A 19713-nucleotide genomic window follows, 5' to 3' on the forward strand; every position below is an offset into this window, starting at 1 on the left:
CGGTGTCCTTTCATGCGCAGCATGAAGTGTACTCAAGCAACATATCTTCGACAAACAATTTTGCCGACAAGGGGTGATCGGCCACCGCGCGGCGCTCGTTGGCGGCCTTGATGGCCCGGTTCAGGCTGGCAGTGTGCACCCTGCCCGCCAGGCCCGCAAGTTCCTTCTGGTAGCGCGGATAATAGCGGATCCGCCCCGACAGCTTGGTGGAAAACACGTCGTACAGCCAGCGCTGCTGCCAGGCGACCAGGGCCGGCAGCGAGGCCTTCGACAGTTTCTCGGCCGCGCGCATGGCGCCATCCACGCTGGGGTTGGCCAGGAAGTGCAGCAGCGCCTCCATGTCCTCGCGGCTGCCGGCCTCCGCCTCGGCGAGCGCCGCCAGCGGGGCGCCGCCCTGCTCGCGCAGCCAGCTGTCGGCGTCTTGCACGCCCTGCTCCTTGAGCCAGGCCAGCGCCTCATCAATCGAAGGCATGGGCAGCGCGAACTTGCGGCAGCGCGACAGGATCGTCGGCAGCAGGCGGTCCAGGCTGTTCGAGGCCAGCAGGAAGACGGTGCCGGGCGGCGGCTCTTCCAGGGTCTTGAGCAGCGCGTTCGAGGCCGGCATGTTCAGGGCCTCGGCTGGGTACAGGACGACCACGCGCAGGCCCTGGCGGTGGGTCGAGATGTTCATGAAGTCGCTGAGGGCCCGGATCTGCTCGATCTTGATCTCTTTGGACGGCGCCTTGGTGGATTTCGACTTGCCCGTGGACTCGCCGCCTTCCTCCGACTCGGACGGTTCGTCTTCCAGCGCTTCCGGCCGCACGCGGCGGTAATCCGGGTGGTTATTCTGCAGGAACCAGCCGCAGGAGGCGCAGGCGCCGCAGGCGTGTCCGTCGGGGCGCACGTTCTCGCACAGCAGGGCCTGGGCAAAGCTTTCCATGAAGTCGGCCTTGCCCACGCCCGCCGGACCGTGGAACAGGATGGCATGCGGCAGGCGCTCGCGCATCTGCTGCAGGCGCTCCCATGCCGCTCCTTGCCAGGGATACATCGTCACAACAATTTCTCCAATACTTCTGCCAGGCGCACCTGGATCGCCGCGATAGACTGGGTCGAATCCACGACAACGATGCGCTCGGGGAATTGCGCCGCGCGGCGCAGGTATTCATTGCGGCACTTTTCAAAAAAGTCCGCCTGTTCGCGCTCGAACTTGTCGAGCGTGCGGGTGGCGTCCAGGCGCTGGCGCGCCACCTCGAGGGGCACGTCGAACAGCAGGGTCAGGTCCGGCTGCAGCACCGGGTGCACCCAGTGCTCGAGCGCTTCCATCTTTTCGCGCGACAGGCCGCGCCCGCCGCTCTGGTAGGCGAAGCTGGCGTCGGTGAAACGGTCCGACAGCAGCCAGTCGCCGCGTGCCAGCGCCGGTTCGATCACCCGGGCCAGGTGCTCGCGGCGGCTGGCGAACATCAGCAAGGCCTCGGTTTCCAGATGCATCTTTTCGTGCAGCAGCAGCTCGCGCAACTTCTCGCCCAGCGGCGTGCCGCCCGGCTCGCGCGAGGACACCACGGTCTTGCCGCGCGCCGCCAGGAACTCGGCGACGAAGCCGATGTGGGTCGACTTGCCGGCGCCGTCGATGCCTTCGAAGGTAATGAACTTACCGGGTACTTCGATACTGCTTTGGGTCATTGCTTGGTCCGCCGCTGGTACTGGTTGACCGCACGGTTATGGTCGTTGAGGTTGTCCGAAAACTGGCTGCTGCCGTCGCCGCGCGCCACGAAGTACAGGGCCTGGGTCTTGGCCGGGGCCAGCGCGGCCGCCAGCGATTGCACGCCAGGCAGCGCGATCGGGGTCGGCGGCAGGCCGGCACGCGTATAGGTATTGTAGGGGGTGTCGGTCAGCAGGTCCTGCTTGCGGATATCCCCGGCGAAATTCTTGCCCATGCCGTAGATCACGGCCGGGTCGGTCTGCAGCATCATGCCGGTGCGCAGGCGGTTGACGAACACGCCGGCAATCATGTTGCGCTCGCTCTTTTGCCCGGTTTCCTTTTCGATGATCGAGGCCATGATCAGGGCTTCGTAGGGGTTCTTGTACGGCAGGCTGGTGTCGCGGCTTTCCCAGGCGGCCTTCAGGTGATTCAGCATGGCCTGGTGGGCCTGTTTATAAATCGCCAGCTCGGACGAGCCCTTGGCGAACAAATAGGTATCCGGGAAGAACAGGCCTTCAGGCTTGGTGTACTCCGACGAGATCTTCTTCATCAGCTCTTCGTCCGACAGCTTGACGGTGTCGTGCCGCAGGCGCTCGTGGGCGGCCAGCGCGGCGCGCATCTGCCTGAAGGTCCAGCCTTCAACGATGGTGACGGCTTCCTGCGCGAATTCGCCGCGCACGATCTGGCTCAGGAGGCGGCGCGGCGTGGTGTCCGGCTTGAGCTCGTAGCTGCCGGCCTTGATCTTGCCGGCCTGGCCGGTCACCCGCGCCAGGATGTTGAACAGCTGCGGATTGACCGGCACGCCGGCCTTGGCCATCTGCTGGGCGGCCGCGCCGACCCCGCTGCCCGGGTTGATGGTGAATTCGATGGGCTGGCCGCCGGTCTCGAGCGGGCTCTTGGCCCAGTACGAGAAGCCGGCGACTGCGGCCACCGACACGATGACGCCGGTGACCAGGAGTTTTTTGATGAATGCCATGTTTTTTTGTTTTGGGTTTCGCCGCGGGTTTGACCCCGTCCGGCGCGATTTTGCCGACATCTTTATAATGAGCCCGTAATGATAAAGCTAATTGCTAATACTAACTGGATTTATGCTCAACTGGACAGATACGCTTTCCTCGCTCGGTGCCCGCTTTCATATTGACGAAGCCGCCCAAGTGGAAGATTTCGGCCGCCCCCTGACGGCCGCCGAGCTGGCCGACGGTTTCGTCGCCCCCGTCACCGACCTCGGCCTCATCGCCGTTGCCGGGGACGAGGCCGCCGGTTTCCTGCACAATCAGCTGACCAATGACGTCGAGCACCTCGGCCGTGCCGAAGCCCGGCTGGCCGGCTACTGCACCCCGAAGGGCCGCCTGCAGGCGAGCTTCCTGTACTGGCGCAGCACTGGCGTCGACCCGGACACCGTCTACCTGCAGCTGCCGCGCGCCATCCAGGCGCCGCTGCAGAAGCGCCTGACGATGTTCGTGCTGCGCGCCAAGGCCAAGCTGCGCGACGCCAGCGATGAAGCGCCCTTCGCCGCCGTGCTCGGCCTGGGTGGCGCCAAGGCCGACACCGCGCTGCGCCGCCACGTGGCCGAGCTGCCCGCCGCGCCCTACGGCAAGGTCGAGGGTCCCGCGGGCACCGTGATCCGCCTCGCGGACGTGTTCGGCGCACCGCGCTACCTGTGGCTGACGGATGCCGCCACCGCCACTGCCGCCCTGCCGGGACTGGCGGGGGAGCTGGCGCTGGGCGGCAACCAGGCCTGGCAGCTGTCCAGCATCCACGCCGGTGTGCCGCAGATCACTGCCGCCACCCAGGAGCAATTCGTACCGCAGATGGTCAACCTCGAACTGCTGGGCGGCGTCAATTTCAAGAAAGGCTGCTACCCGGGCCAGGAAATCGTCGCACGCAGCCAGTACCTTGGCAAGCTCAAGCGTCGCACGGCGCTGGCGACGGTGGCCAACCCGGCGGCGCGGGCCGGCGACGAGGTGTTCTCGATGGCCGACCCCGGTCAACCCTGCGGCATGGTGGTCAATGCGGCCGCCAATGGCCTCGGCGGCGCCGACCTGCTGGTGGAAATGAAGCTGAGCGCCCTCGGCGAAGACGTGCGCCACGGCGCCGCCGGCGGCCCGGCCCTGACTTTCCAGCACATGCCCTACCATCTCGACGCGCTCGACGTCTAAGCGACGATGATCGACCTGTACGTCTATTACAAGGTGCGCGACGGCGACGCCGCCAGCCTTGCTCCCCGCGTGCGCGCCATGCAGGCGCAGCTGGGTGCGCCGGCACAGCTCAAGCGCCGCCCCGAGGCGCGCGAGGGCCTGCAGACCTGGATGGAAGTCTATCCAGCGGTAGCGGAGGGCTTCGACGCCGCCGTCGAGCAGGCGGCGCTTGATGCCGGCCTGCAGCCATTCATCCAAGGGCCGCGCCGGTCCGAAATCTTTACGGACCTGAGCCTATGTGCCTGATCGTCTTTGCCTGGCAGGTGCTGCCCGGCGTGCCCATCATCGCCGCGGCCAACCGCGACGAATTCTATGCCCGTCCCGCCACCCCGGCCGCGTCCTGGCCCGAACACCCGCACGTGATCGCGGGACGCGATTTGCAGGGCGGCGGCAGCTGGATGGGTGTGACCACGACCGGCCCGAACGGCCCGAAGTTCGCCGCCCTCACGAATATCCGCGGCCCGGCCGAGCGGCGCGAGAACGCACCCTCGCGCGGCGACCTGGTGGCGGGCTTCCTCACCGGAGACCTGTCCGCCGCCGACTACCTGGCGCAGGTGATCGCACGGGGCGACGTCTACAACGGCTACAACCTGGTGCTGGGCGACCGCGACACCCTGTACTGGTATTCGAACCGCGGCGGCGCCGACCCGCGCAACGGCCAACCGTTGGAACCGGGGCGGATCTACGGCATCTCCAACGGCCTGCTGGATGCCCCCTGGCCCAAGGTGCTGCGCACCAAGGCGCAGTTCGCCAGCCTGCTGTGCCAGGGTGCGCCGGAAGACGCCTATTTCGAGATGCTGGCGGACACGACCCGCGCCCCCGACCTGCGCCTGCCGGAAACCGGCATGCCGATCGAGGTCGAGCGCATGCTGTCGCCGGTGTGCATCGAGATGGAGGGTTACGGCACCCGTACCTCCACGGTCGTCATGCTGTACCGCGAGGGCGAACCGGCATTGCACGAGCGCGTACTGCAGCCCGAAGGCCAGGTGGCCTGAGGCCCCGCGCCCCCACCGGTGGGGGCATTACATTTGCACGACATCTTGCCGGGTGTGCGCGCTGCTACAGTGTTTCCTTATAGCAATCACATAAGGAAACGCGATGAAGACCACTCTGAAACGCCTGGCCCTCCTGGGCCTGCTGGCCGCTGCCGCAAGCACGCAGGCTTCCGAGCCCGCCCCTGCGAACAAGTGGGTGACCGGCTACTACGGCGCCTATTTCTGGGACAACGGCGACTACCAGGCGCCCGAGCACGTCGACATGACGGCGATGACCCACTTCGTGTTCGCGCGCATCGGCCCGGGCGGCGGCAAAAGCGGCCTGCCGGGCGAAATCGTGCCCGGCGCCGGCAGCGCCCATGAGCGCCGCGACCTCGGTCCCGGCGCCGCCTGGGACAAGAGCGTCGAGGAATACCTGGTCATGCGCGCCCACCAGGTCGGCACCAAGGCGCTGATCATGCTCGGCGGCGAAGGCGACAACGCCGGCTTCATCGCCTCCTCGCAGCCGGGTGTGCGCCCGACCTTCGTGAAGAACCTGGTCGACTACATGGTGGCCAAGGACTACGACGGCGTCGACGTCGACTGGGAAGGCATCGCGGACAAGACTGTCGAGGAACAGGCCTTGCTGGAAGCCCTGATCGCGGACATCCGCGCGGAGGCCAATGCGCGTCCGCGCTACCAGGACAAGCCCGTGATCATCACCTTCCCGGCCGGCATGCTGAACACCAACATCGACCAGGTCAGCGAGCACCACAAGCGCGTGGCGAAGCTGGTCGACCAGTACAACTTCATGAGCTACGGCATGGGCTGGTTCGGCCAGGGCTGGACCTCGACCACCTTCGCGCCCCTGACCGGGCACAAGAGCTCGCGTCCGATGTCGATCGCCAGCACGATCCAGATGTACGAGGACGCAGGCATCCCGCGCGCCAAGCTGGGCATGGGCCTGGGCTTTTACGGCATGAACTATGCGCCGCCCTACACCGGCCCGGACCAGGAAACCGACGGCGATCTCAGCCAGTGGTCGGTGTTCGACGTGCGCTGGAACTATGCCCAGCTGCACAAGCACGGCTACCTGGACAAGGGCATCCATGCCTGGGACGAGGTGACACAGACCAGCTACCGCACCTACCCGGGCGGCTACACCCCGGCCACCCGTCCAGAATGGGCGACCGGCTACCTGAGCTACGAGGAACCGGCGACCATCGCCGCCAAGGGCGCCTGGGCGCATTCGACCCGCGCTGGCGAAGGCGCGGCCGGCACCATCATCTGGCTGGTCAACTACGGCACCACGGACGGGGTCAACAACCCGCTGCTGACCGCCACCAAGAAGGCCTTCCTGGATCCGAACGCGGTCGAGCCGGGCCCCTACCCGAATCCGCTGCCGCCGGCGCCCGTGCCGACGGTGTCGATCACTTTCGACAAGCCGAACGACTGGGGCAGCGGCTGGTGCGGCAGCATGACGGTGAAAAACGTCGGCGATGTGGCGGGCTGGTTCGTGGCCGAGACCGACTTCCCGGACACCGTGACCTCGCTGTGGAACGGTAGCTACACGCTCGAGAACAACAAGCTGGTCGTGAAGGGCATGAACTGGAACAAGATGCTGCGTCCGGGTGACTCGACCGAAATCGGCCTGTGCGCGACCCGTCCTGCCAAGCCGGTGGAAACTCCGCCGCAGCTGCCGGCCGGCGCCCTCAGCGCCAAGCTGGTGATCACCGGCGACTGGGGCAGCGGTTACTGCACCAAGGTCGCGGTCACCAACAACAGTACGGTGAAAGCGCTGCGCTGGACCGTCCAGCTGCCGGTCCAGGGCACGCCGGGCGGCATGTGGAACGGCAAGTACACACTCGACGGCGGCATCATGAGCCTGCAAGGTGCGGACTGGAATCCGGACCTGGCGCCGGGGGCGACCAACAGTGATCCGGGGTTCTGTGCGAACCGGTGAGTTGTTTAACCGCTAGCCCCAAAACCGTCGTTCCGGCGAAGGCCGGAACCCAATTCGCGTGCGTTGCCGGTACGCCTGCAAACTTGGGTCCCGGCCTTCGCCGGGACGACGTGCTGAGGTCGCGGGCCAGGATTTAGCGCCGCCCTTTGATACCCGCCTTCAACATCTCCGTGATCTGGGGCGTCGCCGCATACGGATCCGCCGGTGGCTTGCCCGCCACCATCGCCTCGAAGCGCTCCGCCGCCGACGCCAGCGTCTGCGGATGCGAGTAGATGTAGAAGCGCTCCTCGCGGATTCCGTCGAAGGTGATGCGCGCCACGTCCTGGGCCGTTAGCTTGCCCGACTCGACCGCCTTTTCAGTCAGCATCTGTGACGCCGCCTGGCTGGCGGTGGTGCGCTCGTGGCTGGCCAGGTCGTCGGGCCGGTTGCGCTCGGAATGGGCGATCCCGGTCGGCACGAAATATGGACACAGCACCGAGGCCTTGATCGGCGCGTCGACCAGTCCCAGGTCATGGTGCAGGGTCTCGGTGAGCGCCACCACCGCGTGCTTCGAGACGTTGTAGACGCCCATTGCCGGCGGCGTCAGCAGACCGGCCATCGAGGCCGTGTTCACGATATGCCCCTCGAAATCGCCGTCGCGCGCCGCGCATTCGAGCATGACCCGGGTGAACACGCGCACGCCGTGGATCACGCCCCACAGGTTCACGCCCAGCACCCACTCCCAGTCCTGCTCCGAGTTTTCCCAGATCAGGCCACCGGAACCGACGCCGGCATTGTTGAACACCAGGTGCACGTGGCCGAAGCGGGCAATCGCCGAATCGGCCAGTTCCTGCACGTGCGAGCCCTTGCTGACGTCGCACACCATGGCCAGCACCTCGGCCCCCTGGGCCAGCAATTCCTCGGAGGCGTGTTCGAGCGCCTTGGGCTGGACGTCGGCCAGCACCAGCTTCATGCCCAGGCCGGCGGCGGTGTTGGCGAACTCGCGCCCCAGCCCGCTGGCCGCGCCCGTGATGACGGCAACCTTGCCGCGAAAATCCTTCATCTCGCTTCTCCCCTTGGGTGGATCAGACGGCTGACACGCCCCCATCGACGGCTAGCGTCTGTCCGGTGATGTGCTTGCCGGCGTCGGAGGCGAACAGCACCACCGCGCCCTTCAGGTCCTCGTCGTCGCCCAGGCGGTTCAGCGGCGCATCCTTGGCCAGGTTCTCGGCGCCGAAGGCGGCCAGCACGCCCTTGGTCATCTTCGATGGGAAGAAGCCCGGGGCAATCGAATTCACCGTGATGCCGTAGCGGCCCCATTCGCCGGCCAGGGCGCGCGTGAAGTTCACGACTGCTCCCTTGGAGGTGTTATACGCGATGGTCTGCATGGTGCCCGGCGGATTCCCGGCCAGGCCGGCGATCGACGAGATGCTGATGATACGCCCGTAGCGGCGCGGGATCATGGACAGTTTGCCGACCGCCTGGGTGACCAGGAAAATGCTGCGCACGTTCAGGTCCATCACCTTGTCCCAGGCCTCGAGCGGGTAGTCCTCGGCCGGGGCGCCCCAGCTGGCGCCGGCATTGTTGACCAGGATGTCGACGTGGCCGAGGCGGGCGACGGCTTCCTGGACGAAGGCCTGGACCTGGGCCTCGTCGGACAGGTCGGCGGCGATGCTTGAAGCATCGATGCCGCGTTCCTTCAGGTGGGCGACGGCCTCGTCGAGTTCTTCCTGTTTCCGGGAAGAGATCACGACGCGGGCGCCCTGCTCGCCGAGCGCCTCGGCCATCTGCAGGCCGAGCCCGCGCGAGCCGCCGGTGACGATGGCGGTCTTGTCCTTGAGTGAGAAGAGTTCCTGGGTGCTGCGCATTGCTTCGTCTCCGTTTATTGTTATGTCGTGAACGCCGCCTCAGCGCACGCTCACACCTCGTAATCCATGCACTGCCGTCCTTCGCGCACCGCCCCGATGAAGGGCACCACCGCCTTGTGGGTCGGATGATCGATGTAGGCCTGCAGCGCCGCCCGGTCGGCGAACTCCGAGTACAGCACCACGTCATAGGTCGCTTCCAGCCCAGGCTGGGCCAGTACCACTTCGAACTTCAGCTGCCCCGGCACGATGTGCGCGCACTCGTCCAGCCGACGCTTCACCTCGCGCGCATTGCTCAGCTTGTCGGCGCCTTCGGCCTCGTCCTTCAACTTCCACATCACGATATGCTTGATCATTCTCTTCCTTTCAAATCATGTCGAACAGCCCCGTCATTGTGCGCTTCAGAGGCCAGGCTTGGGAGCGATCGAGAATATCATGATAAGTACGGTCGTTCGTAAATATTTTGACAAGTCATATTGCGCGCCGCAGCACGCTCGCCGCCAGAGCGTAAACACGCAATTCAGCCCGGTTCTTCCCGCCACTGCACAGCTGATCTGTAAGCTTCGTGTAAGCCTCGAGTAATTATCGTGTAAGGAAAGCGGCACACACTCCGCGACAGCTGACAGAAAATCAGCATTTCCGGTGACACTAATACTTATACGGAGACACACATGGCAATCACACCCGGCATGACCGCCGGAGGGAAAGCTGCACCTTCCTCCGCCGGACTCACCAAGGAAGAACGGAAAGTCATTTTCGCTTCTTCCCTCGGCACCGTTTTTGAGTGGTACGACTTCTACCTGTACGGCTCGCTCGCTACCATCATCGCCAAGCAGTTCTTCATCGGCGACCCCACCACCACCTTCATCTTCGCCCTGATGGCCTTCGCGGCCGGCTTCATCGTGCGTCCCTTCGGCGCCCTCGTGTTCGGACGGCTCGGCGACATGATCGGCCGCAAGTACACCTTCCTGGTAACCATCCTGATCATGGGCGCCTCGACCTTCCTGGTCGGCCTGCTGCCGAGCCACGCGACGATCGGCATCGCGGCGCCGATCATCCTGGTCTCGCTGCGTATCCTGCAGGGCCTGGCGCTGGGCGGCGAGTACGGCGGCGCGGCTACCTATGTGGCCGAACACGCGCCGCATGGCAAGCGTGGCCTGTTCACCTCCTATATCCAGACCACCGCCACGATCGGCCTGTTCCTGTCGCTGCTGGTGATCCTGGGCACCCGTACCGCCATGGGCGAGGAAGAGTTCCAGGCCTGGGGCTGGCGCATTCCCTTCCTGGTCTCGGTGATCCTGCTGGGCGTGTCGGTCTGGATCCGCCTGTCGATGGCCGAGTCGCCGGCGTTCGCCAAGATGAAGGCCGAGGGCAAGACCTCCAAGGCGCCGCTGTCGGAAGCCTTCCTGAAGCCGAAGAACGCCAAGGTCGCCTTCCTGGCCCTGGCCGGCCTGACCATGGGCCAGGCCGTCGTCTGGTACACCGGCCAGTTCTACGCCCTGTTCTTCCTGACCAAGACCCTGAAGATCGACGAGCCGACCGCGAACATCCTGATCATGATCTCGCTCGCGCTGGCCACCCCCTTCTTCATCTTCTTCGGTTCGCTGTCGGACCGGATCGGCCGCAAGTGGATCATCCTCGGCGGCTGCGTGATCGCCGCCGCGACCTACTTCCCGATCTTCAAGGCCATCACCCACTACGGCAACCCGGCCCTGGAGCGCGCCATCCAGACCGCACCGGTGGTCGTCGTCGCCGATCCGAACACCTGCCACCTCCAGATCGACCCGACCGGCACCAAGAAATTCCCGTCCTCGTGCGACATCGCGACCCGCATGCTGACCGCCGCCTCGGTGAGCTACAACATCCAGGAGGCCCCGGCCGGCACTGTGGCTGCGGTCAAGGTCGGCGAGACCACCTTCCAGTCCTTCAATGCGGTCATGACGCCGGATAACCTGAACTTCGACCCCGCGTCGAAGGCCCAGGAAGACGCGCTCAAGAAGCAGGTCACCGGTGCGCTGAGCGCCGCCGGCTACCCGGCCAAGGCCGATCCGGCTGGCGTCAACAAGCCAATGCTGGTGCTGCTGCTGTTCATCCTGGTGCTCTACGTGACCATGGTGTACGGTCCGATCGCGGCCATGCTGGTCGAGATGTTCCCGACCCGTATCCGCTACACCTCGATGTCCCTGCCCTACCACATCGGCAACGGCTGGTTCGGCGGCATGCTGCCGACCGTCACCTTCGCATTGGTGGCCTTCAAGGGCAACATCTACTACGGCCTGTGGTATCCGATCATCATCGCGCTGGCAACCGTCGTCATCGGCGGCCTGTTCATCCGCGAGACCAAGGATAACGACATCTACGCCCACGACTGAGGATCATCCGGTCGAATGAAAAATGCCGCTGGAGACAGCGGCATTTTTTTGCGTGGCAGGCAGCCTAGCGCTTGACCGGATCGAGCAGCGTGCTGGATGGTGCAAGCAGCAGCACGGCGAACCAGGCGATGAAGCTCAGGCACTTCCAGACACCGCTGAAGCACAGGAAGCAGACCAGCCACTGGGGCCAGGTTTCCGGCGACCCCAATCCAGCCGCGTGCAGCAAGGGCAAGGTCACCGATCCGCTCGCAGCGCTCAGTCCACCGACGAACCACCACTTCCGGCCCAGGTTCGTCAACATCGGATTCGTCATCAGTACTCTCAGCTAGTCACAAACCCGTCGATGCTATCACCTCGGCCGGGGGAGTAAACTCACAGATCGTCACATCCTGGCTTGACTACGCTATTCCTCCGGCAACTCGACGGCCACCAACTTCCAGCGCCACAGCCCATCCCGGTCCAGCACGAACACCGCGCCGCCACCATCCGCGCGCGCCACCACCACCTGGTTCAGGCTGCGGTAGGACAGATCGTAGTTCGGCTTTTCGCGGGCTTCGCCGCGCGGCCCTTCGTCGGCTGACCCAGGCGCACTGTCCTGCATGGGCCGCACGCGCACGTCGCCGGAGTCGAGCATGGCGGCGACGCCCATCGGGGAGACGGCCGCATCGACCACCGGGTCGATCACCGCGAGCGCCATCTTCTGGCCGAAGGCCGCGAACGGGTTCTTGCGCTCGCCGGCCAGCATGCTGTCGGCGCCCAGGCGGCGCATGATGAGGATCTTGACGCTCTCGCGCAGCCGCGGAAAATCGACGTAGCGTGCCAGCGCCTGCGCATCGCGCGCGTCGACCGCGGCGCGCATCCGGTACAGTTGCCAGTGCGGACTGGCATAGGTCATCACGGCGAAAGCGCCGATGGCAATGGCAGCGGCAAGGGCGGCGTTTTTTGTCTTCATGTGGCTGGCAAGTGCTTGGTTCAGACGACAGTATAGGCGCAGGGCGGCTTCCCGCCACCATCGAAAGGAGCTTCCGTGTTCGAGCACGTGGAAAAGCAGGTCCAGGCCTGCGTCGAATGGCTGCGGTTGTTCGTCGAAGCCCTGGGCGCCATCGTGATTGCAGCCGGCATCGTGCTGGTGGTGCTGGCCCTGGTGCGGCACCTGCTGTTCGAGCGCGGCGGCAGTTTCACGCCGATCCGCCTGCGTTTCGCACGCTACCTGACCCTGGCCCTCGAACTGCAGCTGGCGGCCGACATCCTGTCGACCTCGGTCGCGCCGACCTGGGACCGGATCGGCAAGCTGGCCGCGATCGCCGTGATCCGGACCGCCCTGAACTACTTCCTCAACAAGGAGTTACAGGCGGAAGCCGCGGCCGAAGCCACGCGCGCGGCCCCGGCGCCGGCCGGCGCGCTGAACGAGCCGCTCAGCCGTTGAAGCCCTTGCCCTCGGCGGCGAGGCGTTCCAGCCGCGGCGCCGGTTTCCAGGCGTCGCCGTGGCGGCCGGCGGCATACTTGCGGATGGTGTCGAGCACCTTCGGCAGGCCAACTGCATCCGCGTAGAACATCGGGCCGCCGCGGTGCAGCGGGAAGCCATAGCCGCTCAGGTAGACCATGTCGATGTCCGAGGCGCGCAGCGCGATGCCTTCCTCCAGGATCTTCGCACCCTCGTTGACCAGCGCGTACACCAGGCGCTCGACGATCTCGGCATCCGAAATCGCGCGGCGCTCCAGCCCGATGTCCCGCGAATGCCGCACGATCATGTCGTTCACCGCTTGCGAGGCATAGGCCTTGCGGTCGCCCGCCTGGTAGTCGTACCAGCCGGCGCCGGTCTTCTGGCCGAAGCGGCCCTGCTCGCACAGCAGGTCGGCGGTCTTCGAATAGGCGATGTGCGGCGACTCGATGGCGCGGCGCTTGCGGATGTACCAGCCGACGTCGTTGCCGGCCAGGTCGCTCATGCGGAAGGGGCCCATCGCGAAGCCGAACTTCTCGATCGCGCCGTCCACCTGCTCCGGCAATGCCCCTTCCTCGAGCAGGAAGTAGGCCTGGCGCAGGTACTGCTCCAGCATGCGGTTGCCGATGAAGCCGTCGCACACGCCCGAGACCACCCCGGTCTTCTTGATCTTCTTCGACAGGGCCAGGGCCGTGGCCAGCACGTCCTTGCCGGTCTCCTTGCCGCGCACGATCTCCAGCAGCTTCATGACGTTGGCCGGGCTGAAGAAATGCAGGCCGATCACGTCCTGCGGGCGGCGGGTGAACGCCGCGATGCGGTCCAGGTCCAGGGTCGAGGTGTTCGAGGCCAGGATCGCGCCCGGCTTCATGCTCTCGTCGAGCTGGCGGAACACCGACTCCTTCACGCCCATGTCTTCGAACACGGCCTCGATCACGATGTCGCTGGCTGCGATGTCGGCATAGGACAGCGTGCCCCTGATGAGCGCAATGCGCTGCTCGCACTTCTCCTGCGTCAGCTTGCCCTTCTTGACGGTGTTCTCGTAGTTCTTGCGGATCGTGGCCAGGCCCTTGTCCAGCGCCGCTTGCTGCGTTTCCAGGATCGTTACCGGGATGCCGGCGTTGGCGAAGTTCATGGCGATGCCGCCGCCCATGGTGCCGGCGCCGACCACGGCCGCGCTCTCGATCTTGCGTACCGGCGTATCGGAGGGCACGTCCGGCACCTTGCTGGCCGCGCGCTCGGCCATGAAGGCATGGCGCAGGGCCTTCGATTCCGGGGTCTGCATCAGGTGCAGGAAGCGCTCGCGTTCGAACTTCAGGCCTTCCTCGAAGGGCCTGGTGACCGAGGCGGCGACGGTCTCGAGGCATTCGAGCGGCGCCGGGAAGGGACCGGCCATGGCCTTGACCGAATTGCGCGAGAACTGCAGGAAGGCTTCGTGGTTCGGGTAATCGACCTGGCGGTCGCGCACCTTGGGCAGCGGCCGCACATCGGCCACCTTGCCGGCGAATTCGACTGCGGCCGCCAGCAGGTCGGTCCCGGCCGGGTAGACCTGGTCGAACAGTGCGGTGCCGGCCAGCTTCTCGGACGGCACCGGGGTGCCCGAGACCACCATGTTCAGGGCCATCTCGAGGCCCACCACGCGCGGCATGCGCTGGGTGCCGCCGGCGCCCGGCAGCAGGCCGAGCTTCACTTCCGGCAGCGCGATCTGGGCGCCCGGCAGGGCGACGCGGTAGTGACAGCCCAGGGCCAGTTCGAGGCCGCCGCCCATGGCGACGCTGTGAATCGCGGCCACGACCGGCTTGCTGCAATCCTCGACTACCCGGATCAGCGTGTGCAGGGTCGGCTCGGTCAGTGCCTTCGGCGAATTGAATTCGCGGATGTCGGCGCCGCCCGAGAAGGCCTTGCCGGCGCCGGTGAGGACGATCGCCTGCACCGCATCGTCGCTCTCCGCGCGGCGGATCGCGTCGACGGCGGCGCTGCGTGTCGCCAGGCCCAGGCCGTTCACCGGCGGATTATTCAAGGTCACCACGGCAACGCTGCCCTGGACAGTGTAGTCGGCGCTCATGTCTCTTCTTTCTCCTTGTAAGTGGTCGGCCCGCTCCGGCCTGACGGAACCGCTTCACTATACCTCAACTAAAAGAACGTTCGTATTATTTTCTGAGGCCGGCCGGTATGCCAGAATAGCGGCTTGCCAGCCTCTTCTGATTGCCGCTCATGGACAAACTCATCGCACAACTGACACGCCTCTACCTCATGCCGGGAATCGCCGCGCCCACGGAGCTGTCGGGGCACCCGGCCGTCCCGCTGGTGTCGGGCGAGGGGCTGACCCGTGCCGTCGTCATCGATTTCCCCAGCCAGCGCGGGGGCGCGCCGGAAGCGCACTGGACAGCCCTGTGCGCAGTGGCCAACCTGCTGCAGGAACACTTCGGCTTCCCGGCGCCCGCCGTCAGCATCACCGGCGACAGCGGCTACCGGCTCTGGCTGTCGCTGGCGGAACCGGTGCCGGAGGGCGATATCCGCCGTTTCGTGGCGATGCTGCGCGAGACCCATTTCCCCGAGCTCGAACTGCAGCCGATCGAACAGGTCCAGTTGCCGCCCAGCTTCAACCCGGCGTCCGGCAAGTGGGCCGCCTTCATCCACCCGGGCATGGGCGCCTCGTTCGCCGAAGAGGCCGGACTCGAGATGGCGCCGCCCCTCGCCGCCCAGTTGGGCTTCCTGGAGGGCCTGGAGAGCATCGGCAAGAAGCAGTTCCTCGATGCCCTGGTGTCCCTCAAGCAGACCGAAGCACCAGCGCCGCCGCCTCCCGCAGCCGCGCAGGAAGGCCTGCTGCTGAAGGACGCGACGCTGGAAGACATCGTGCACCACCTGCACATGCTCGGCATCGAGCCGAGCTTCCGCTACGTACTCCCCGGCCGGAGCTGAGCACGCCGGCAAACGGGCACCTCCCTCCCCAGCAGCGGTGTATCCTGTCCCCCACAGGACACTGGAGGTGCCGCATGAGCCATGAACGACGCCACATCTGCCTTGGATTCACGGATGAGCGCTATCCGGAAGGCACGCACATCTGCTACCTCTACAACGACGACGAGGAGCGGCGCCGCATCCTGCCGCTGTTCGCGCGCCACGCCTTGCTCGAGCACGAGACCTTCGACTACGTCGCCGACGTGCCCGGCGTTGCCGACCTGCCGCGCGTGATGGGAGAACTCGATCTGCTGCGGGCAGCCGAAGGCCTGTCGGGCCAGATCGCCATGGCGACCGCACGCGACGGCTACTATCCGGACGGCGCCTTCGACCCGGATGCGATGCTGGCGCGGCTGCGCGCCAAGTACCAGCAAGGTCTGGCGAGCGGCCATGCCGGCGCCCGCTTCGCAGGCGAAATGACCTGGGCCCTGCGCGGCATCCCGGGCGCCGACCGCATCATCGAATGCGAGTCGCGCATCAACGACCTGGTCAAGGAAGCGCCGGTGACCGTGATGTGCCAGTACGACCTGCGCCAGTTCGACGGCGCCATGATGTTCGACGTCATGCAGGTCCATCCGGTGATGATCGTCGGCGGCCATATCCTGCGCAACCCCTTCTACCAGCATCCGCCCGACGGCCATGGACGCCCGCATGGGAGCTGACACGGGCGAGCCCACCGCGGCCGTGCTCGGGCGCCTGCTGGTCATCCAGCAGGCCATCGACGCGCTGCCCGACGACGAGCGCCTGGCCGCCTTCGTGCGGCGCGCGCTGGCGGGCGTGCCCGGCATCGCCGACGCCCACGTCCACCTCGAGGGCCGCACGACACCGCCCACCGCGGCGCTGGCCGCGCTGCTCGAACGCTGCAAGGGAGGCGCCGCGCAGGCGCCGGCCCGCAACTTCCAGCAAAACATCGGCGACGAAGGCCGCTGCTTCCCGATCCAGACGCCCGACCAGCATTTCGGTTGCCTGGTGGTGCAGATGGATGACGAAGCCGCCCTGCGTCCCTACCGCGATTTCCTCAGCAATATTTCGAGCACCATCAGCCGGGTGCTCGCCGCGCGCCTCTACCAGGAACGCCTGGTGCAGCTCAACGAAGAACTGCGCCAGTCGCGCGACCAGCTCGAACAACGGGTCGCCGAACGGACCCGTGAGCTCGAGTACCGCGCCACCCACGATCTCCTGACCGGACTGGCCAACCGGCCGCTCCTGATCGACCGCCTGCATGCCGCCATCGCCCATGCCCGGCGCGACGGCCGCGTGGTGGTGGTGGCCTATCTCGACCTCGACAGCTTCAGTTTCATGAACACCGGCCTGGGCAACGCCTGCGGCGATGCCTTCCTGTGCGAGACGGCGCGCAGGCTATGCCACGTGATACCCGACTGCGAGGCCGTGGCCCGCATCGGCTCGGACGAGTTCGTGATCATCCTGGCCGGCCTGGACAGCGTCGAACGCAGTGGTCCCAGCCTCCACGAGATGCTGGGCGCGGTGCGCGAACCGGTACGGCTCGCCGGGAAGGACGTGGTGGTCACCAGCAGCATCGGCGCCAGCGTCTACCCCTTCGACGGCGAAGACCCCGAGCTGCTGCTGCGCCGCGCGAACTCGGCCATGCATCGGGCCAAGCGCTCGGGCAAGGACAGCGTCCAGTTCTACGCCAGCACCCGCGACGCCGCGGTGGCCGAACGCATGGAACTCGAAGCCGAGCTGCGCGAAGCCATCCCCGGCGGGCAACTGGTGCTGCACTACCAGCCCAAGTTGAACCTGCATTCCGGCGCCTGGCGCGGCGCGGAAGCCTTGGTACGCTGGCAGCATCCGAAGCGCGGACTGCTGCCGCCCCAGGCCTTCATTCCGCTGGCCGAGGATTCGTCCCTGATCGTGGCGCTCGGCGAACATGTGCTGGCCCAGGCCTGCCGCCAGGCCATGCTGTGGCACGGGGCCGGCCTGCCGGGCAAATCGGTGGCCGTCAACGTCGCGGCCCGCCAATTGCGTGACCGGCGCATCGTCGACGTCGTCAGCGGCGTACTGGCCGACACCGGCCTGCCTCCCAGCTGCCTGGAACTGGAGATCACCGAAAGCTCGATCATGCACGACCTCGAATACGCCTCCGGCCTGATGCGCGAGCTGAAGGGCCTGGGCGTGACGATCTCGATCGACGATTTCGGCACCGGCTACTCCAGTCTCAGCGCGCTGCGCAACTTCCCCGTCGATAAGCTGAAGATCGACCGCTCCTTCGTGCACGAGATCGAGACCGACCAGAGCGCCGCCGCGGTGGCCCTGGCCGTGATTTCCTTCGCCCGGACACTGGGCATGCGGGTGAATGCCGAAGGCGTGGAGACGCCGGGCCAGGCATGCTTCCTGAAGCAGCATGGCTGCGACGAGATCCAGGGCTATCTGCTCGCGCGGCCGCTGCCGCATGGCGACCTGGAGGCGCTGTACCGCCGTGGCGATCCGCCAGGCTGGGATGCGTGATCCGGTTCAGGCGGTCGGCAGGCGGTGCTCGTGGTAGATGTCGCGCAGCTTGTTCTTCTGGATCTTGCCGGTGCCGCCAACCGGCAGCGCCTCGGTGAATACCACGTCATCCGGGATCCACCATTTCGCCACCTTGCCCTCGAAAAAGGCCAGCAATTCCTCGCGGCCCAGCTCGGCGCCGGGGCGTTTCACCACCACCAGCAGCGGACGCTCGGCCCATTTCGGGTGCTGCACGCCGATGCAGGCCGCCTGCAGCACGGCAGGGTGCGACATGGCGACGTTCTCCAGGTCGATCGAACCGATCCATTCGCCGCCCGACTTGATCACGTCCTTGCTGCGGTCCGTGATCTGCAGGTAACCGTCCGGGTCGATCGTGGCCACGTCGCCGGTCGGGAACCAGCCGTCCTGCAGCACTTCGCCGCCCTCGCCGCGGAAGTAGCCCGACACCACCCACGGACCCTTCACCAGCAGGTGGCCGTAGGTGGTCCCGTCCCAGGGCAGCTCGCTGCCGTCGTCGTCCACGATCTTCATGTCGACGCCATAGATGGCGTGGCCCTGCTTGCGCAGCACGGCGCGCTGTTCTTCCTTCGGCAGGGAGCTGTGTTTTCCCATCAGGGTGCAGGCGGTGCCGAGCGGCGACATCTCGGTCATGCCCCAGGCGTGCACCACCTGCACGCCCAGTTCGTCGATCAGGGTGTCCATCATCGCCGGCGGGCAGGCCGAGCCGCCGATCACGGTGCGCCGGAAGCTCGAGAAGCGCAGCCCGTTCTGCATCACGTGGTTGACCAGGCCGAGCCAGACGGTCGGCACGCCGGCCGAGAAGGTGACGCCTTCGGCTTCGAACAGTTCGTACAGCGACTTGCCGTCCAGGGCCGGGCCCGGGAACACCATCCTGGCGCCGGACAGGGGCACCGAATACGGCAGGCCCCAGGCGTTCACGTGGAACATCGGCACCACCGGCAGCACGGTGTCCGCACTCGAGACGTTCAGTGCGTTCGGCATGCTCGAGGCATAGGCGTGCAGCACGGTCGAACGGTGCGAGTACAGCGCGCCCTTGGGATTGCCGGTGGTGCCCGAGGTGTAGCACAGCGCGGCGGCCGAGCGCTCGTCGAAGACCGGCCAGGCGTAGTCGCCGGAGGACGCCGCGATCAGGTCTTCGTAGCACAGCAAGGTCGGGATGCCGGTCTCCTGCGGCATGTGGGCACGATCGCACATCGCCACATAGCCCTTGATGGTCTTGCAGTGGCGCGCCATCGCTTCGATCGCGGGCAGGAAAGTCATGTCGAAGAACAGGTACTGGCCTTCGGCATGGTTGATGATGTAGGCGATCTGCTCCGGATGCAGGCGCGGGTTGATGGTGTGCAGTACGGCGCCCGAACCCGATACCGCATAGTAGAGCTCCATGTGGCGGTAGCCGTTCCAGGCCAGGGTCGCGACGCGCTCGCCCATCCCTACCCCGAGGCCCTGCAACGCCTGGGCCATGCGGCGCGCGCGCGCCTCGCAGTCGCGGTAGGTGTAACGGTGGATGTCGCCCTCGACCCGGCGCGAGACGATTTCGCCGGCGCCATAGTGACGGGCGGCGAATGCGATGATGCTCGACACCAGCAGCGGCTGGTCCATCATCTGCCCCATCAGGGGGCTGGCGGGGTAGGGTTCAAGCGGTTCAAGCGTGACGCTCATCGGTTCTCCATGGTCAGATTGGCAACACTACGCTGAGTGTCGACCGGCCCTTGACCTCACGTCAATGCAATTCGATTGCGCGCCGCAGCATGGCACGCCCACCCGTGCGCCAATGGAATCGGCCCGGTACGGTAGAATC

19 protein-coding genes are annotated in these 19713 nt (G+C 66.3%); 9 read left to right on the forward strand and 10 right to left on the reverse strand.

Annotated features, from left to right (window positions below):
* Positions 1–10 precede the first annotated feature (10 nt).
* From ACSQ25_RS12810 to mltG, 3 genes are read right to left on the reverse strand one after another with little or no spacing between them, the layout of a single operon-like run.
* Positions 11–1027 (reverse strand): DNA polymerase III subunit delta', encoded by a 1017-nt coding sequence (locus ACSQ25_RS12810; protein WP_436108069.1) that lies wholly within the window; start codon positions 1025–1027, stop codon positions 11–13.
* A 2-nt stretch (positions 1028–1029) separates the two neighbouring features.
* Complete coding sequence (tmk, locus tag ACSQ25_RS12815) at positions 1030–1659, reverse strand: dTMP kinase (RefSeq protein WP_436106072.1); 630 nt, start codon at positions 1657–1659, stop codon at positions 1030–1032.
* Complete coding sequence (gene mltG, locus ACSQ25_RS12820) at positions 1656–2654, reverse strand: endolytic transglycosylase MltG (RefSeq protein ID WP_436106073.1); 999 nt, start codon at positions 2652–2654, stop codon at positions 1656–1658. The genes tmk and mltG overlap by 4 nt, the downstream gene beginning before the upstream one ends.
* Positions 2655–2766: 112 nt before the next feature.
* On the opposite strand from mltG, the gene ygfZ reads away from it, so the two are divergent.
* The 4 genes from ygfZ to ACSQ25_RS12840 all read left to right on the forward strand — a co-directional run bounded on the left by ygfZ (position 2767) and on the right by ACSQ25_RS12840 (position 6813).
* Positions 2767–3837 carry a CAF17-like 4Fe-4S cluster assembly/insertion protein YgfZ gene (gene ygfZ, locus ACSQ25_RS12825; RefSeq protein ID WP_436106074.1) on the forward strand — a complete coding sequence of 357 codons (1071 nt, stop codon included), beginning with the start codon at positions 2767–2769 and terminating at the stop codon, positions 3835–3837.
* A 6-nt stretch (positions 3838–3843) separates the two neighbouring features.
* Entirely contained in the window at positions 3844–4122 is a 279-nt protein-coding gene (locus tag ACSQ25_RS12830; protein WP_436106075.1) for a DUF4936 family protein, read from the forward strand.
* Complete coding sequence (locus tag ACSQ25_RS12835) at positions 4113–4871, forward strand: NRDE family protein (RefSeq protein ID WP_436106076.1); 759 nt, start codon at positions 4113–4115, stop codon at positions 4869–4871. Before ACSQ25_RS12830 ends, ACSQ25_RS12835 begins: the two co-directional genes overlap by 10 nt.
* A gap of 103 nt (positions 4872–4974) precedes the next feature.
* The gene (locus ACSQ25_RS12840; RefSeq protein WP_436106077.1) at positions 4975–6813 is read left to right on the forward strand and encodes a glycosyl hydrolase family 18 protein; all 1839 of its coding nucleotides are present in this window, start codon (positions 4975–4977) and stop codon (positions 6811–6813) included.
* Positions 6814–6946: 133 nt separating this feature from the next.
* On the opposite strand, the gene ACSQ25_RS12845 is transcribed toward ACSQ25_RS12840, so the two are convergent.
* The 3 genes from ACSQ25_RS12845 to ACSQ25_RS12855 are packed head-to-tail and all read right to left on the reverse strand — an operon-like array spanning position 6947 to position 9013.
* Entirely contained in the window at positions 6947–7855 is a 909-nt protein-coding gene (locus tag ACSQ25_RS12845; RefSeq protein ID WP_436106078.1) for an SDR family oxidoreductase, read from the reverse strand.
* Positions 7856–7877: 22 nt separating this feature from the next.
* Positions 7878–8660, reverse strand: a complete 783-nt coding sequence (locus ACSQ25_RS12850) for an SDR family oxidoreductase (protein WP_436106079.1) — start codon at positions 8658–8660, stop codon at positions 7878–7880.
* Between the two features lie 50 nt (positions 8661–8710).
* On the reverse strand, positions 8711–9013 hold the full coding sequence (locus tag ACSQ25_RS12855; RefSeq protein ID WP_436106080.1) for a Dabb family protein: 303 nt from the start codon (positions 9011–9013) through the stop codon (positions 8711–8713).
* Positions 9014–9328: 315 nt separating this feature from the next.
* Between ACSQ25_RS12855 and ACSQ25_RS12860 the strand changes: the two genes are divergently transcribed.
* Positions 9329–11029, forward strand: coding sequence for an MFS transporter (locus ACSQ25_RS12860; RefSeq protein WP_436106081.1), 1701 nt, complete (start codon positions 9329–9331; stop codon positions 11027–11029).
* A gap of 64 nt (positions 11030–11093) precedes the next feature.
* Here the strand turns inward: ACSQ25_RS12860 and ACSQ25_RS12865 are convergent, their stop codons facing one another.
* Positions 11094–11342, reverse strand: a complete 249-nt coding sequence (locus ACSQ25_RS12865) for a hypothetical protein (RefSeq protein WP_436106082.1) — start codon at positions 11340–11342, stop codon at positions 11094–11096.
* A 90-nt stretch (positions 11343–11432) separates the two neighbouring features.
* Positions 11433–11981 (reverse strand): DUF2939 domain-containing protein, encoded by a 549-nt coding sequence (locus ACSQ25_RS12870; protein WP_436106083.1) that lies wholly within the window; start codon positions 11979–11981, stop codon positions 11433–11435.
* 75 nt (positions 11982–12056) lie between these two features.
* On the opposite strand from ACSQ25_RS12870, the gene ACSQ25_RS12875 reads away from it, so the two are divergent.
* Positions 12057–12455: a DUF1622 domain-containing protein gene (locus ACSQ25_RS12875; RefSeq protein WP_436106084.1), complete on the forward strand. Its 399-nt coding sequence runs from the start codon at positions 12057–12059 to the stop codon at positions 12453–12455.
* On the opposite strand, the gene ACSQ25_RS12880 is transcribed toward ACSQ25_RS12875, so the two are convergent.
* Positions 12445–14532 carry a 3-hydroxyacyl-CoA dehydrogenase NAD-binding domain-containing protein gene (locus ACSQ25_RS12880; RefSeq protein ID WP_436106085.1) on the reverse strand — a complete coding sequence of 696 codons (2088 nt, stop codon included), beginning with the start codon at positions 14530–14532 and terminating at the stop codon, positions 12445–12447. The two genes, ACSQ25_RS12875 and ACSQ25_RS12880, sit on opposite strands and share 11 nt — an antisense overlap.
* A gap of 149 nt (positions 14533–14681) precedes the next feature.
* On the opposite strand from ACSQ25_RS12880, the gene ACSQ25_RS12885 reads away from it, so the two are divergent.
* The 3 genes from ACSQ25_RS12885 (at position 14682) to ACSQ25_RS12895 (ending at position 17894) form a co-directional block, all read left to right on the forward strand.
* A complete protein-coding gene (locus tag ACSQ25_RS12885; RefSeq protein ID WP_436106086.1) occupies positions 14682–15389 on the forward strand; it encodes a hypothetical protein in 708 nt (235 codons plus the stop codon).
* A gap of 74 nt (positions 15390–15463) precedes the next feature.
* Positions 15464–16090: an MEDS domain-containing protein gene (locus ACSQ25_RS12890; RefSeq protein WP_436106087.1), complete on the forward strand. Its 627-nt coding sequence runs from the start codon at positions 15464–15466 to the stop codon at positions 16088–16090.
* Positions 16080–17894, forward strand: coding sequence for a putative bifunctional diguanylate cyclase/phosphodiesterase (locus tag ACSQ25_RS12895; RefSeq protein WP_436106088.1), 1815 nt, complete (start codon positions 16080–16082; stop codon positions 17892–17894). Before ACSQ25_RS12890 ends, ACSQ25_RS12895 begins: the two co-directional genes overlap by 11 nt.
* Positions 17895–17900: 6 nt before the next feature.
* On the opposite strand, the gene ACSQ25_RS12900 is transcribed toward ACSQ25_RS12895, so the two are convergent.
* Complete coding sequence (locus ACSQ25_RS12900) at positions 17901–19574, reverse strand: 3-(methylthio)propionyl-CoA ligase (RefSeq protein ID WP_436106089.1); 1674 nt, start codon at positions 19572–19574, stop codon at positions 17901–17903.
* Positions 19575–19713: the final 139 nt, after the last annotated feature.

It is taken from the genome of Massilia sp. LjRoot122 (assembly GCF_964252725.1).
Classification (GTDB): domain Bacteria; phylum Pseudomonadota; class Gammaproteobacteria; order Burkholderiales; family Burkholderiaceae_D; genus Telluria.

What these genes read in the sequence shown, in the direction of transcription:
- ACSQ25_RS12810 (WP_436108069.1), bottom strand. Translation starts at nt 1,027, where the DNA reads ATGTATCCCTGGCAAGGAGCGGCATGGGAGCGCCTGCAGCAGATGCGC.
- tmk (WP_436106072.1), bottom strand. Translation starts at nt 1,659, where the DNA reads ATGACCCAAAGCAGTATCGAAGTACCCGGTAAGTTCATTACCTTCGAA.
- mltG (WP_436106073.1), bottom strand. Translation starts at nt 2,654, where the DNA reads ATGGCATTCATCAAAAAACTCCTGGTCACCGGCGTCATCGTGTCGGTG.
- ygfZ (WP_436106074.1), top strand. Translation starts at nt 2,767, where the DNA reads ATGCTCAACTGGACAGATACGCTTTCCTCGCTCGGTGCCCGCTTTCAT.
- ACSQ25_RS12830 (WP_436106075.1), top strand. Translation starts at nt 3,844, where the DNA reads ATGATCGACCTGTACGTCTATTACAAGGTGCGCGACGGCGACGCCGCC.
- ACSQ25_RS12835 (WP_436106076.1), top strand. Translation starts at nt 4,113, where the DNA reads ATGTGCCTGATCGTCTTTGCCTGGCAGGTGCTGCCCGGCGTGCCCATC.
- ACSQ25_RS12840 (WP_436106077.1), top strand. Translation starts at nt 4,975, where the DNA reads ATGAAGACCACTCTGAAACGCCTGGCCCTCCTGGGCCTGCTGGCCGCT.
- ACSQ25_RS12845 (WP_436106078.1), bottom strand. Translation starts at nt 7,855, where the DNA reads ATGAAGGATTTTCGCGGCAAGGTTGCCGTCATCACGGGCGCGGCCAGC.
- ACSQ25_RS12850 (WP_436106079.1), bottom strand. Translation starts at nt 8,660, where the DNA reads ATGCGCAGCACCCAGGAACTCTTCTCACTCAAGGACAAGACCGCCATC.
- ACSQ25_RS12855 (WP_436106080.1), bottom strand. Translation starts at nt 9,013, where the DNA reads ATGATCAAGCATATCGTGATGTGGAAGTTGAAGGACGAGGCCGAAGGC.
- ACSQ25_RS12860 (WP_436106081.1), top strand. Translation starts at nt 9,329, where the DNA reads ATGGCAATCACACCCGGCATGACCGCCGGAGGGAAAGCTGCACCTTCC.
- ACSQ25_RS12865 (WP_436106082.1), bottom strand. Translation starts at nt 11,342, where the DNA reads ATGACGAATCCGATGTTGACGAACCTGGGCCGGAAGTGGTGGTTCGTC.
- ACSQ25_RS12870 (WP_436106083.1), bottom strand. Translation starts at nt 11,981, where the DNA reads ATGAAGACAAAAAACGCCGCCCTTGCCGCTGCCATTGCCATCGGCGCT.
- ACSQ25_RS12880 (WP_436106085.1), bottom strand. Translation starts at nt 14,532, where the DNA reads ATGAGCGCCGACTACACTGTCCAGGGCAGCGTTGCCGTGGTGACCTTG.
- ACSQ25_RS12885 (WP_436106086.1), top strand. Translation starts at nt 14,682, where the DNA reads ATGGACAAACTCATCGCACAACTGACACGCCTCTACCTCATGCCGGGA.
- ACSQ25_RS12890 (WP_436106087.1), top strand. Translation starts at nt 15,464, where the DNA reads ATGAGCCATGAACGACGCCACATCTGCCTTGGATTCACGGATGAGCGC.
- ACSQ25_RS12895 (WP_436106088.1), top strand. Translation starts at nt 16,080, where the DNA reads ATGGGAGCTGACACGGGCGAGCCCACCGCGGCCGTGCTCGGGCGCCTG.
- ACSQ25_RS12900 (WP_436106089.1), bottom strand. Translation starts at nt 19,574, where the DNA reads ATGAGCGTCACGCTTGAACCGCTTGAACCCTACCCCGCCAGCCCCCTG.